This is a genomic window from Erythrobacteraceae bacterium WH01K, assembly GCA_027941995.1.
Classification (GTDB): Bacteria; Pseudomonadota; Alphaproteobacteria; order Sphingomonadales; family Sphingomonadaceae; genus CAJXSN01.
This window is the reverse complement of record CP115966.1, coordinates 1,332,135-1,344,668: the sequence shown is the minus strand read 5'-3', so window position 1 is coordinate 1,344,668 and position 12,534 is coordinate 1,332,135. Positions and strand designations below refer to the sequence as shown.

Below are 12,534 nucleotides of genomic sequence, written 5' to 3'. Positions count from 1 at the left end.
ACCTGAACAAGAGCCGTAACCCCTTGTTCAGAATTGGCTCACCGACTTCTTTGTATCACCTGTGTATCGAAAACGCCGCAACAGGGTGGGCGCGGCTCAGCACAAGGGGAACCGAAAGGTGACTATCCAGAAACTGTTAGAAGCGAGCGGGCTCACCGCATTGGCTGCGGCCATGGCTTTCGCGGCCGTGCCCGCACAGGCAGAAGCGGCAGAGGCCGAGCAGCGCGCCGATCGCCAGCGTGGCGGCGGGGACAATGCAAGGCAGAACCGCGGCAATCGCGGACAGGCCCGCGCAGAACGACGCCAGGCAAACCGCCAGCAGGCACGGCAGAACCGCCGAACCGAAAGCCGGCAAACCCAGTCGCGGCGGGATGTCCAGCGCCAGATTGCAGCACAGCGTTCTGCCGAGCAGACACAGCGTGTCCGTCGAGAGCGGACCGAGCGTCCGCGCATGGCGCAAGAGCAGGCCCAGCCAGCTCGGGCGCAGACGCGTGACCGGGCCGAACGCAGGGCAGAACGCCGGGTCGATCGCCGCACCGACCGGACGGAGAACCGCACCATCAGGCGCGGTGCTTACCAGGCCGGTCGCCGCGATGGCCGTGTCGAAGAACGCCGGCGCGACCGGGTAGAGAACCGCCGCATCCGCCGCGATGGCTACCGTGAAGGCCACCGCGATGCGCGCCGCGGCGACCGCTACGATAGCCGGGACTTACGCCGTGATGGTTACCGGTCCGGTTACCGGCAGGCGCGCCGGGACTATCGTGGCGGCGACTATCGCAGGTGGAACACCCGCTGGCGTCACGACCGCCGCTACGACTGGAACCGCTATCGCTATTCGAACCGCAGTCTTTTCCGTCTTGGCCGGTATTACGCACCATACCGCAATTACCGGTACAGCAGGATCAATATCGGGTTCTTCCTCGACGCGGGCTTCTATGGCAGCCGCTACTGGATCAACGATCCCTGGTCCTATCGCCTGCCACAGGTATACGGCCCCTATCGCTGGGTCCGGTATTACGACGACGTGCTGCTGGTGAACATCTATACCGGCCAGACCGTCGACGTCATCTACGACTTCTTCTGGTAAGTTTGCCGGAAAATAGACTGCAAGGCCCCCGCCGGTTCATACTGCGCGGGGGCCTTTTCCTTTCCAGGCCATAATGCCGGTCAGGTGTATCTTGCCCGCAGCAACAGCCGCGTTAGGATTGACGCTATCATGACGACCGCGACAACCAGCCCGCCCGACCAGGATGCCCTCGCCCGCATCGGCAAGACCGTTCGCAACCGGCTGGATGCCGACCCAAAGGTTTACCGTGTTCCGACCGACCTCGCGGAGATCTACGCGATCGGCGACTTCCTGTCGGAAAGCGAATGCGCACGTCTGCGAGAGCTCATCGACCTCGTCGCCCAGCCCAGTCGCCTCCACGAAAGCGCCTATGTCGAAGGGTTTCGCACCTCCTATTCAGGCAATTTCGACAGTAACGACCCTTTCGTGCGAGGAATCTCGCGCCGCATCGATGACCTGATGGGCCTGCCGGGCGAACTGGGCGAACGGATGCAGGGACAGCGTTACCTGAAAGGCCAGCAGTTCAAGCCGCATCACGACTTCTTCTACCCGACCGAAGAATACTGGAAGGCCGAACGCAAGCGCGGCGGACAGCGCAGCTGGACCGCGATGATGTTCCTGAACGAAGTCGAGGCCGGGGGCGCGACCAATTTCACCAATGTCGGCATTGATATCGGGCCGAAGCCGGGCGTGCTGCTGATGTGGAACAACCACTCGCCCGACGGAACGCCCAATGAAGACACGCTTCATGCAGGCACCCCGGTCGAGGCGGGCGAGAAATATGTCATCACGCGGTGGTACCGCGTGCGCAAATGGGCATGACGCCCTGCAGAAGGCTTACCGGCCCAGCGCCCGCTCTATCAGCTTGCGGGTGTTGTCGATCCCGTACAGCTTGATGAAGCTGCCCATGCGCGGTCCCTGATCTGCCCCCAGCAGGATCTGGTACAGAGCAGCGAACCAGTCGCGCAGGTTCTCGAAACCATAGGTCTCCGACTTCCCTATCTCGTATACCTTGGTCTGTAGATCCTCGGCATTGATGTCGGCAGGCGCTTCGGCAAGCTCCCGGTCCAGCTCTTCCAGCGCGGCCGCTTCCGTTTCGTTCGGGGAACGGCGGTTCAGCGTCGGGGCGATGAAATCGCGGTTATAGGCCAGCGCATTGTCAATCAGCTGGTCCAGCCGCGGATGACGCCCAGGATCGGCATCGGGGACGTAGTTCGCAAGATAGGACCAGACCTGCGACTTGTCCGCCTCCGCGCCCAGCACCCCGACCAGGTTCAGCAGCAATGCGAATGTCACCGGCAGGCTGTCGCCGGCACCGGGCGCCTCGGTCCCTTCAAAACCGCCATTCGCGCGCAGCAAGTGCCATGCGGGGTTGCCCAGTTGCTTGTCGAGCGGCTGCTCCGCCAGTCTTTCGCGGAAAGCCCAGTAATCGTCCACCGCCCGCGGGATCACGCCGCCATGCAGCTGCTTGGCGCTTTTCGGATTGGGGAAGATGTAGAAGCCGAGGCTCTCGGGCGAGCCGTAATCGAGCCACTGCTCGATGGTCAGGCCGTTGCCCTTGGACTTGCTGATCTTCTCACCATTCTCGTCGAGGAACAGCTCGTAGATCAGTCCTTCCGGCTTGCGCCCGCCCAGCACCCTGGCGATCTTGCCGGACTGGATGCCCGTGTCGGTCAGGTCCTTGCCGTACATCTCGTAATCGACGCCCAGCGCGACCCAGCGCATGGCGAAATCCACCTTCCACTGCAGCTTGGCCATGCCGCCCAGCGCAGACTGTTCGACGACCGCTCCGTCCTCGTCGGTGAAGCGGATAGTGCCTTCCTGCGCATCCACAACCTCGACCGGGACCTGCAGCACATGGCCGGTCGACGGGCTGATCGGCATGATCGGCGAATAGGTCGCGGCGCGTTCTGCCCGGAGGGTGGGCAGCATGATGTCGAGAATGGCCTGGTTGTTGGCGAGGACATTGCGCAAGGCATCGTCGAACCCGCCCGAATTGTAGACCGTGCTCGACGCGATGAACTCGTATTCGAAACCGAATTGGTCGAGGAATTCGCGCAGCTTTGCATTGTTGTGATGGGCGAAGCTTTCATGCCCCGCATCGAACGGATCGGGAATGCGGCTCAGCGGCTTGTGCAGGTTCGCGGCGAGCATTTCCTTGTTCGGCAGGTTTTCCGGGACCTTGCGAAAACCGTCCATGTCGTCGCTGAAGGCGATCAGGCGGGTCTTCCCGTCCTCCGGCCGTGCGCCGATCAGCGCCTCGAAAGCGCGGCGGACCAGAGTGGTGCGAAGCACTTCCTGGAACGTGCCGATATGCGGCAGGCCGCTGGGTCCGTAACCCGTTTCGAAGACGATCGGCGAACCGTCGGCCTTCGTTCCCTCCGGATAGCGTTTCAGGAGGCGCTGCGCCTCCTGGAACGGCCAGGCCTTGGAAGAACGTGCGGCGTCGATCAGGTCTTGCATACTCATGGGGCGAGCCATGCCATGCTGCGCCCGTGTTGCAAGTGCGAAGTGGAGCCCCGACGCGCTCAGGCGGCGGCTGTTGTCATCCGCTTCGCCTCGCGGAAGCTGACCATGCGCTGCGTTTCGTCACACCACAATTTCAGGCGAAACGCCTTCACGCTGTCCCAAAGCGTGATCCGGCTGACCTGGTCCAGCCCGTCATTCGCCTTCATCGCTTCGCCCAGCCGGTAGAAGGGGATCTTGCTCGACAGGTGGTGGATGTGGTGGATGCCGATATTCGCGGTGAACCAACGAAGGACGGGCGGCAACGCGTAGTGCGAACTGCCGTGCAGGGCCGCGTCATGGAAAGACCAGACATCGCCATCTTTCCATGATGTCCCCTCGAACTGGTGCTGGACGTAGAAAAGCCAGACGCCGGTCGTCGTCGCGACGAGGAAGATGGGAATGTGGACGAGCAGGAAATTCTGCCAGCCGACGGCCCAGACCACCCCTGCGATCACCAGTGCCAGTGTCGTATTCGTGCCCATGGCACTCAGCCACGGACGCCAGCCCTTCTTCCGCTCCCCCAGCGGAAAGCGGTGGCGAAGCAGGAACAGGTAAGTCGGCCCCACGCCCAGCAGGACAATCGGATGGCGGTACAGGCGATACCGGAACCGGCCGAAAGCCGACAGACTGCGGTATTCACTGACGGTGAGCGTATCGACATCGCCGATCCCGCGGGCCGACAGATTGCCGGAACTTGCATGATGGCGCGCATGGGCGCGGCGCCAGGAATCGTAAGGCGTGAAGGTGAAGATGCTGACCACGCGACCCACCCAGTCATTTGCCTTGCGGCGACGGAAGAAGGCCCCGTGTCCGCAATCGTGCTGGATCAGGAACATGCGCAGGACCAGCAGACCGGCCGGAATGGCAAACAGCAGCGTCAGCCAGTATCCGACCGACAGCGAGGCCCACGCAGCCAGCCAGAGCGCGAGGAAAGGCGCGACGGTCTGGGCGATTTCCCACACGCTGCGCCCGGTCCGCGGACTGGCGAATACGGACAGGTCTTTCAGCAGGTGACGGGGATCGATCGAGGCGGATTCGGTCATGGGTCTTCTTTGGCGGGATTCGGTTAAATTACCAACTCATTCCCACCCGGTTTCACCCGCCTGACCGGCTGGTTGAGCCGGTGCAGTAGCGAATGGCGAGAAGGCGGGGATCGGGAAAAGCCGGGCTGGATAGTTGCGGCTACACGCTGCGCCATGGCTGTGGCCTTAACTGGATGAAGATGCGCAGCTAATGCGGACTACGGCTCCGAACGGACTAGTCGATCGGGCCCAATTGCGGGTCGAGATCGCGCGGACGCTTGAAATGGACGATCTCCGCGTTCTCGCCGCCGAGGTCCGACCAGTCCTCTATGTCGATTTCCAGGACCGCAAAGGCAGCCGTCGGGAACTTGACGCTCGCTTCGTCGAAATGCGTGTTCTCCCGTGCAGGGGCGACCAGCATCAGGAGCAGGTCCTGCAACCCCGGATTATGGCCCATGACGAGCACTGACGTGCTGTCCCCGGCATTCTCCCTGACGACATCGACGATCGTCTCCGCGCTGGCGAGATAAAGGGCGCGGTTCCACGCAGGCTCCATATCGATGCCGGATGCCTCCAGCGTCCGCTGGACCCGTTCCGCAGGGCTTGCCAAAAGCAGATCCCACGCGATGTTTTCACGCCGCGAATAGTCGGCAATGTGCTTGCCCATTAGTGCCGCTCCGCGCCGTCCGCGGTCGTTCAGCCCGCGATCGAAATCGCGCTTCGCCAAATCGTCCCAGTCCGATTTGGCATGCCTGAAAATGGCGAGGCGTTTCATAGGCGGTCCAGGTCTTCCCGTGCATTGCCCGTCCCGACGGCGGGCTGGTTGTCGTGCGTCGTCGGCGGTCCGGCGCTCACTCTCGCCAAAGCCTCGTCGAGTGTCAGCCGTATGACAGGAGTGCCGTCGGGGAAAGCGCTTAGAAGCCTGCTGGGAAAGGCGGACGACAATACGATGAAGTGCCCGGCGTCGTCGCGGCTGCGGATCAGGCGCCCGAATGCCTGCGCCAGCCGGGCGCGGATAATCCGGTCGTCATACCGTCCCCCGCCGCCTTCCTCGTCGCTGGCGGCCAGCCTTCGCGCGCGGTGCAGGATGGTGGGGCGCGGCCACGGCACCGCCTCCATCACCACGCAGCGCAGGCTCTCCCCCGGCACGTCGACACCATCGCGCAAGGCATCGGTGCCCAGCAAGCTCGCCTTCGGATCGTCGCGGAATATATCGGTGAGCGTACCCGTATCGATCGGATCGACATGCTGCGCAAACAGCGGAAGCCCGGCCCGCGCCAGACGGTCGGCAATACGCGAGTGCACGGCGCGCAGCCGCTTGATCGCGGTGAACAGTCCCAGCGTCCCACCGCCCGCCGCTTCTATCAACCGGCCATAGGCACCCGCCAGCGCAGGCAGGTCGCCGCGCTTTATATCGGTCACGATCAGGACTTCGGCGCGGCTGGCATAATCGAACGGACTGGCAGCACTCGCTGTCCTGGGAACGAGGTCGATATGCCCTGCCCCGCTGCGGCTGACCGCGTGCGGCCAGTCTTCCCCGACCGTCTCGCCTTCCCGCGCCCGGTCCGTCAGCGTGGCGCTTGTCAGCATGACGCCGTGCGCCTGTTCCAGCACGACCTTGGCGAAGGGTTTCATCGGATCGAGCCAGCGGCGATGAATGCCGATGTCGAATTCGCGGGCCTCGTTTCGCTCGACCGCGAACCAGTCGACGAAGTCCGGGTCTGCCGGGCCGCCCAGCCGGGCCAGCAGCGATTCCCACGCCGCCACCAGATCGATCCGCCATTGCATCGAATGTCGCGCGCCCTCGATTCTAGCACGTCCCTGCCCGTCGAGCCAGTCGGGTGCGTCTTCCAGCACAGCCTCCAGCCGCGATGCCAGCGTCATCAGGGGCTGGCGTATGGCGGCGAGCGCTTCCTGCGCCCGCTGGGCCGCATCGACGAGCGGACCGGGCAGGTCGGCCACTTCCGTCTCTATGCCATAGCCCGCATCCTGCGCGCCGCTTTCGTCCCGCGCATAGGCCGTGGCCCGGACCTGGCCCAGCAGCGATTCTGTCGGGCCGAGCGGCGCTCCTTCTGCGAGGCGCGCGATCCAGCCATCGGACGGCAGCGCACCGGCCGCCTCGATAGCGACTTCCACCGCCTCGCCGCCTGCATCGTCGTAACTGGCAACATCCGCCAGACGGGCCGCTAGCCCTCTTCGGCGCCCCCGGCTGTTTCGCTCCGGACCGATGATCCAGCGACGCAGTTCTATCGCCTCCTGCCCCGTCAGTGCCGCGGCAAAGGTGCTGTCGGCGGCATCGAAGACGTGATGACCCTCATCGAAAACAATCCGGGTCGGTGGCTGGCCCTGATGCCGCCCCCGTGCAGCATTGATCATCACCAGCGCGTGGTTGGCGATAACGAGATCGGCCTGTGCGCTGGCCCGGGCACTGCGCTCGATGAAGCATTTGCGGTAATGAGGACAGCCAGCATAGATGCATTCGCCCCGCTGGTCCGTCAAGGCCGCGATCCCGCGCTTTCGGAACAGCGTGCCGAGCCAGCCGGGCAGATCACCGCCGATCATGTCGCCATCGGCGGTGTAGGCGGCCCAGCGCGCGACCAGTTGTGCCAGGATGGCCGGCCTGCCACTGAACCCGCCCTGCAGGGCGTCCTCCAAATTCAGCAGGCAAAGATAGTTTTCGCGTCCCTTGCGAACGACGACAGGCTGCGTACCGTCCCCGCGCGTTTCCGGCCACGCCCGGCGGCTTTCCCGGCGAAGCTGGCGCTGGAGGTTCTTCGTATAGGTACTGACCCAAACCGTCCCGCCACTTTGCGCGGCCCAATGCGCCGCGGGGGCGAGGTAGCCCAGCGTCTTGCCGATGCCCGTCCCCGCCTGCGCCAGCAGGACATGGGGCCGGTCTCGCCGGGAGCGCGGGGCGAAAACCTGTGCGGCATCGGCGGCGTATTTGCGCTGGCCCTCCCGCTGCTCGGCGCCCTCGCCTGTCAGGCGGGCAAGACTTGCCGCCACGGCCTCTTCGGTAATGGCGACCTGCCGCGGCTGGGGGCGTTCCCCTGCCTCTTCCCATTCGGGCAGTCGGCTGAAAAGCCATTTCTCCGCCTTTTGCGGCTTCTCGATATTGGGAGCCACGACCTGGGCCCACGGCCAGCGTAGCCTGGTCAGCGATTGCACGGCGCTCCACGCGCCCTCTCGCTGCTGCCAGTCCGGGCTGCTGCAGGTATCCACCAGGCTGGCCGCGGCCCGCTGGAGGAATTCGGGAACCGCGTCGTCGGTTGCGGGCGGCTCGATGGCGAGCGCCTGCGCCAGCCCCTTCGCCGTGGGCACGCAGAACTGCGCCGGATGGACGAAAGCGTAAAGCTCCAGAAGGTCCAGGCCGTTGAGGTCGGGATAGCCAAGACGTGACGCCACCAGCGGGGCGTTGACCAGCAATACCGGGGTATCGGCTGCACGATTGATGGCCTCGCCCTTCGAACAGCCGCGCGTCGCGCCGTTGGCATCGCGCAGCCAGATGCCGCCATGGCTCGCATGAAGGGCGGGAAGCGGAATGGAAGGGTGGGTCGCCATGCGGTCCGCTGGATGCGCCGGACAGAACGAAAAGTAAACAGATGGCAGGAGGAGTTGCCGAAGAGACTACTCATACTCATCGACGCCGCGACACTTTCCGGCGATCGAACCTTCAGGTTTGCAAAAGAAAAGGCCCCGCATCGCCGAACGACGCGGGGCCCAATTCTTTAAAAGGTGAAATCCGTAATCAGACGGAGATCGGATCCTCGTCCTCGTCATCATCATCGAGGATGAGGATAGCACCGACGATCGCCGCAACACCGAGAAGCGCTGGCAGGATCCAGCCGGCGCCACCGGTTTCAGCCACGGGCGCTGCAACTGGCGCCGGGGCGGGAGCGGGTGCCGGTGCGGGTGCCGGAGCAGGCGCAGCGTTACCGACCGGCAGGACACAGCCCTGCAGGCCGCCTTGGCAAGCTACCGCTGCTTTCGCACCGGGCGAAGCCATTGCGGGTGCGGACGTGGCACCGATTAGCGCAATTGCGCCGAAGGTTGCTGTCGTGATTTTCGAAAAACGCTGCATATATTCTTTCCCCAAGTCGAATTGACGGCCAGCCGAATTGCCAGCGAAAGCATGGCTTCCGCCCCACCGCGGACAGACCCTATACCGTATTGCCAAGAGAAAGTTCCCGAAAATACGGAATTTTTCCAGATATTGGTCAAACCCTCGCTTCTGGGGAGTAAAGCGACGCAACGGCGACGACACGCAAACAGACACAACTTGCGAAATTGACGATTTGCTGGAACCTTTTCTGCCAATTAGCTATTGTGAGGTTGCAGCCGGGGGAGAATTCCGGCCAATTCGTAGATACTCATGTCCATCAATGGAGGATCAGAGCCGTGAAGAAAATCCTTGTTACCGCCGCCGCCGTCGCCCTTGGAGCAGCCGGTGCAACCGGCGCCGCCGCGCAGGGTATGCCGATGGGCGAAGAGCTTTATGGCCAGACGGTCCAGGTCCGCTCGGCCGACGGCACGCTCAACACCATCCGCTTCGGCGCTGACGGCAATGCCGTGATCAGCGGGCCGAACGTCGCTCCCGTGAATGCACGCTGGGGCGTTTCGGGCAACCAGCTCTGCCTCCAGGCGAGCGGTGCGAGCGAGTGCTGGAACTACGCGCAGCGTTTCCAGGCCAACCACACCGTTTCGCTGTCGAGCTCGTGCGACACCACTGCACAGTGGACTGCCTTGGGCGTGGCTCCGACGCAAACTGCGCAGCCCGTTCTTCGCGAACGCGGCTAAGCTTTAAGCCTCTGTCAATTTACGTCTTCCTAGGGTTTCCCGATGTTGCGTAAATTGACCCTTGCCGCCATTTTTGCGGCCATTCCAGCGGCGTTGTCGGCTCAGTCGGCAGCGTCGCTTGGCGTACCACCTGTAGCCACGCCTGCGGTCGAGATGCATTATTCCGATGCATCGCTGATAGCTCCGCCGACGGATGAGTTCCTCGCGATGTTTCCGAGCGCAACGCAACTGCCGGACAATCCGCTGGCCGTCGGCATGGAAGCGGCGCTCGCGCGGTTCGACGCCGAATGGGGCAGCCTGCCGGCCATCACCTTGCAAGAGGGATCGACCCTTTCCCCCGGTGCGACCGGAGACCGCGTTGCTCGCCTGCGTGAACGCTTTGGCCTGCCGGCTGGCACAGAGTTCGATAACGAACTGGCCGCGCGCATCGTCGATTACCGCGCCGCGCATGACCTGCCCATCAGCAACCGGATCGACAATACGCTGATCGCATCGCTCAATCGCGGGCACGCCTACTACCGTGCCTTGGCAGACCTCAACCTGCGCCGCTTCAAGCTGTTGCCCAGCGACCTGGGCGAACGATACGTCATAGTAGACCTGACTACGCAGGAATTGCGAATGGTCGAAAATGGCCAGACCGTCGACCGTATGAAAGTCGTCATCGGCAAACCTTCCACGCAGACGCCGGTGATGGCCGGTGTGCTGCGCTACACCGTTCTCAATCCTTACTGGAACGTGCCGTACGATCTCGCGCAGGACAATGTCGCCCGCAAATACCTTGCGCAGGGACGGCCCTATCTTCGCCGCACCGGGTTCAAGGTCCTCGACGATAACGGCAACGTGATGGACCCGGGCGCAGTCGACTGGAAAGGCGCTGCTGACGGAGACGTCAAGATTACCGTGCGCCAGGATCCCGGTCCCGGCAACGGCATGGGCGCTGCCAAATTCATGTTTCCCAATTCGCTCGGCATCTACCTGCACGATACTCCGTCCCGCGCCTTGTTCGACCAGGAAGAGCGCATGTTCAGCGCAGGCTGCATCCGTGTGGAGGACTACGCACGGTTCGGATCGTGGTTGCACGGAGCCATGCCGACCGCGCCGGGCAAAGCGGCCGAACAGAGAGTCGACGTGTCCGACCCCGTGCCGGTTTACGTAACCTACTTCACGGCAGTGCCGACGGAAACGGGTTTCGATTTTCGTGAGGACATTTACGGACGCGATGCCCCGCGGCTGGCGCTGGCCGGAAACTGAGCCGTCATCTAGGTTCGGGGCTTATCCCACTCCGGCATTTCCCGTGACGAAGCAAGCTGCGGCGATCAGACCGCCTGCAAACCGGTTGCTCCGGAAACGGGCGAGCGGATTGTCCGGATCGTCGGCATCCAGCGTTGCGACCTGCCAGGCAAGGTGCAGTGCAGCGGGAAGCAGGGTGAGAACCGCGAGCCAATCTCCGCGATAAAGCCAAAAGGCGAGCGCCCACAGGGCGAGCGCTCCGGTATAGAACGCAGCCACCCCGCCCCTGACCGCGCCGCCGAGGCGCAAGGCGCTGGACCGGATGCCGACCAGCGCATCGTCTTCCCGGTCCTGCAGCGCATAAATCGTATCGTAGCCGATCACCCACAGCGCCGCCCCTGCATACATCGCCGCCAGCGCGTCCCAGTTGTCGAGGCGTAGTTCCGTCCACCCAACCAGCAGCCCCCAGGTGAAAACCATGCCCAGCCATGCCTGCGGCCACCAGGTAATGCGCTTCATGAAGGGATAGGCCGCCACAAGCCCCAGGCTGGCAAGCGCGACAAATTGCGCCGGCATGCGCAATTGCAGCAGGACGATCAGCCCGGCGAAGCACAACGCCAGCAGCCATATCCACGCCGTCCTGCGGGTGACGCGCCCGCTTGCCACCGGCCTGCTGGCCGTACGCGCGACCTTGCGATCGAGTTCGGCATCGACGATGTCGTTATAGACACAGCCCGCCCCGCGCATGGCAATGCTACCCAGCATCAACCAGCCCAGGAGCGCCAATTGCCAACCCGCCCCCGCCAGCCATACGCCCCAGGCGCACGGCCAGAAAAGGAGCCACCAGCCGATCGGACGGTCGAAACGCGCAAGCTGGGCAAGATCGCGCGGCAATTGGGGCAGGCGCTCGACTATGCCGCGATGTTCGGTGTCGGGAACAACGTTGTCGGTCATACGGCCTGTCTCCCCTGTCCGGGCGTGAGTCCTGCCTCGATGCGCAGGACATTAGCGGTTGTCCGCCAATGCGATGGCGATCGCGTTCGCCAGCCTCTAGCGATTGCCGCACGGCACGTCTAACGCGTTTCCCATGCCCGCCACACCTGCCTGGCCACCGCGCAGTTCGCCCCGTCTTTTCGTCGACACCCCGGTCGGGGACGAGACGATCTCGATCGAGGGAAACCAGGCGCACTATTTGACGCGGGTCATGCGCATCTCGCCGGGCGATGCAGTCGTCCTGTGCGACGATGCGACCGGCGAATGGGCATGCGAGGTGAAAGAGACCTCGAAGCGTTCGGTATTGCTCGAACCGGTTCGAAAACTGCGTGAGCGCGAAGCCGTGCCGGATGTTTGGCTGTGCCCTGCCCTGCTCAAGAAAGACCGGTTCGACCTGGTGCTGGAGAAAGCAACCGAACTCGGTGTGGCCCGCATCAGGCCGATCGTCGCGCGAAGGAGCGTGGCTGACAAGCTGAACCTCGGCCGCGCGCGGACCGTCACCACGGAAGCGGCCGAGCAATGCGCGCGAACCGCGCTTCCGGTTCTCGATAATCCCGTATCGCTGAAAGACCTGCTCAAGGCTTGGCCCGAAGATCGCGCGCTTTTCTTCGCGGATGAACTCGGCGGCGCGGATGCTGCTTCCTCGTTCTCTGGCACGGCCGGACCCGCGGCCATTCTGGTCGGACCGGAAGGCGGCTGGGACGATGCCGAACGGGAAGCCATCCGCGCCCATCCCTCGGCGCGCCCCATCTCTCTCGGGCCGCGCATCCTGCGGGGAGAAACCGCCGCCATCGCAGCGCTGTCGATATGGATGGCGACTGCCGGAGACTGGCCGCACAGACAGGCCTGACGCGGGGACCGACGTCCTGCCGGGCAAAGCCGACGGTTTCAGCGCGCAACCGAATTTCCTTTGCCTCT

10 protein-coding genes are annotated in these 12,534 nt (G+C 63.8%); 5 read left to right on the top strand and 5 right to left on the bottom strand.

Annotated features, from left to right (window positions below):
* Positions 1-118 precede the first annotated feature (118 nt).
* Together PF049_06665 and PF049_06660 are read left to right on the top strand one after the other, a co-directional pair.
* Positions 119-1,087: an RcnB family protein gene (locus PF049_06665; GenBank protein ID WBY17816.1), complete on the top strand. Its 969-nt coding sequence runs from the start codon at positions 119-121 to the stop codon at positions 1,085-1,087.
* A gap of 129 nt (positions 1,088-1,216) precedes the next feature.
* Positions 1,217-1,888 carry a 2OG-Fe(II) oxygenase gene (locus tag PF049_06660; protein WBY17815.1) on the top strand — a complete coding sequence of 224 codons (672 nt, stop codon included), beginning with the start codon at positions 1,217-1,219 and terminating at the stop codon, positions 1,886-1,888.
* Between the two features lie 15 nt (positions 1,889-1,903).
* On the opposite strand, the gene PF049_06655 is transcribed toward PF049_06660, so the two are convergent.
* The 4 genes from PF049_06655 to PF049_06640 all read right to left on the bottom strand — a co-directional run bounded on the left by PF049_06655 (position 1,904) and on the right by PF049_06640 (position 8,157).
* Positions 1,904-3,535, bottom strand: coding sequence for a lysine--tRNA ligase (locus PF049_06655; protein WBY17814.1), 1,632 nt, complete (start codon positions 3,533-3,535; stop codon positions 1,904-1,906).
* 59 nt (positions 3,536-3,594) lie between these two features.
* Positions 3,595-4,617, bottom strand: coding sequence for a fatty acid desaturase (locus PF049_06650; protein ID WBY17813.1), 1,023 nt, complete (start codon positions 4,615-4,617; stop codon positions 3,595-3,597).
* A 214-nt stretch (positions 4,618-4,831) separates the two neighbouring features.
* The gene (locus PF049_06645) at positions 4,832-5,371 is read right to left on the bottom strand and encodes a histidine phosphatase family protein (protein WBY17812.1); all 540 of its coding nucleotides are present in this window, start codon (positions 5,369-5,371) and stop codon (positions 4,832-4,834) included.
* Complete coding sequence (locus PF049_06640; GenBank protein ID WBY17811.1) at positions 5,368-8,157, bottom strand: ATP-dependent DNA helicase; 2,790 nt, start codon at positions 8,155-8,157, stop codon at positions 5,368-5,370. The genes PF049_06645 and PF049_06640 overlap by 4 nt, the downstream gene beginning before the upstream one ends.
* Before the next feature lie 837 nt (positions 8,158-8,994).
* Here PF049_06640 and PF049_06635 point away from each other — a divergent pair.
* On the top strand, positions 8,995-9,393 hold the full coding sequence (locus PF049_06635; protein ID WBY17810.1) for a hypothetical protein: 399 nt from the start codon (positions 8,995-8,997) through the stop codon (positions 9,391-9,393).
* Positions 9,394-9,435: 42 nt separating this feature from the next.
* Positions 9,436-10,644: a L,D-transpeptidase family protein gene (locus tag PF049_06630; GenBank protein ID WBY17809.1), complete on the top strand. Its 1,209-nt coding sequence runs from the start codon at positions 9,436-9,438 to the stop codon at positions 10,642-10,644.
* 21 nt (positions 10,645-10,665) lie between these two features.
* Here the strand turns inward: PF049_06630 and ubiA are convergent, their stop codons facing one another.
* Positions 10,666-11,577, bottom strand: coding sequence for a 4-hydroxybenzoate octaprenyltransferase (gene ubiA / locus PF049_06625; GenBank protein WBY17808.1), 912 nt, complete (start codon positions 11,575-11,577; stop codon positions 10,666-10,668).
* Between the two features lie 133 nt (positions 11,578-11,710).
* Between ubiA and PF049_06620 the strand changes: the two genes are divergently transcribed.
* A complete protein-coding gene (locus tag PF049_06620) occupies positions 11,711-12,466 on the top strand; it encodes a 16S rRNA (uracil(1498)-N(3))-methyltransferase (GenBank protein WBY17807.1) in 756 nt (251 codons plus the stop codon).
* The last annotated feature ends 68 nt before the right edge of the window (positions 12,467-12,534 follow it).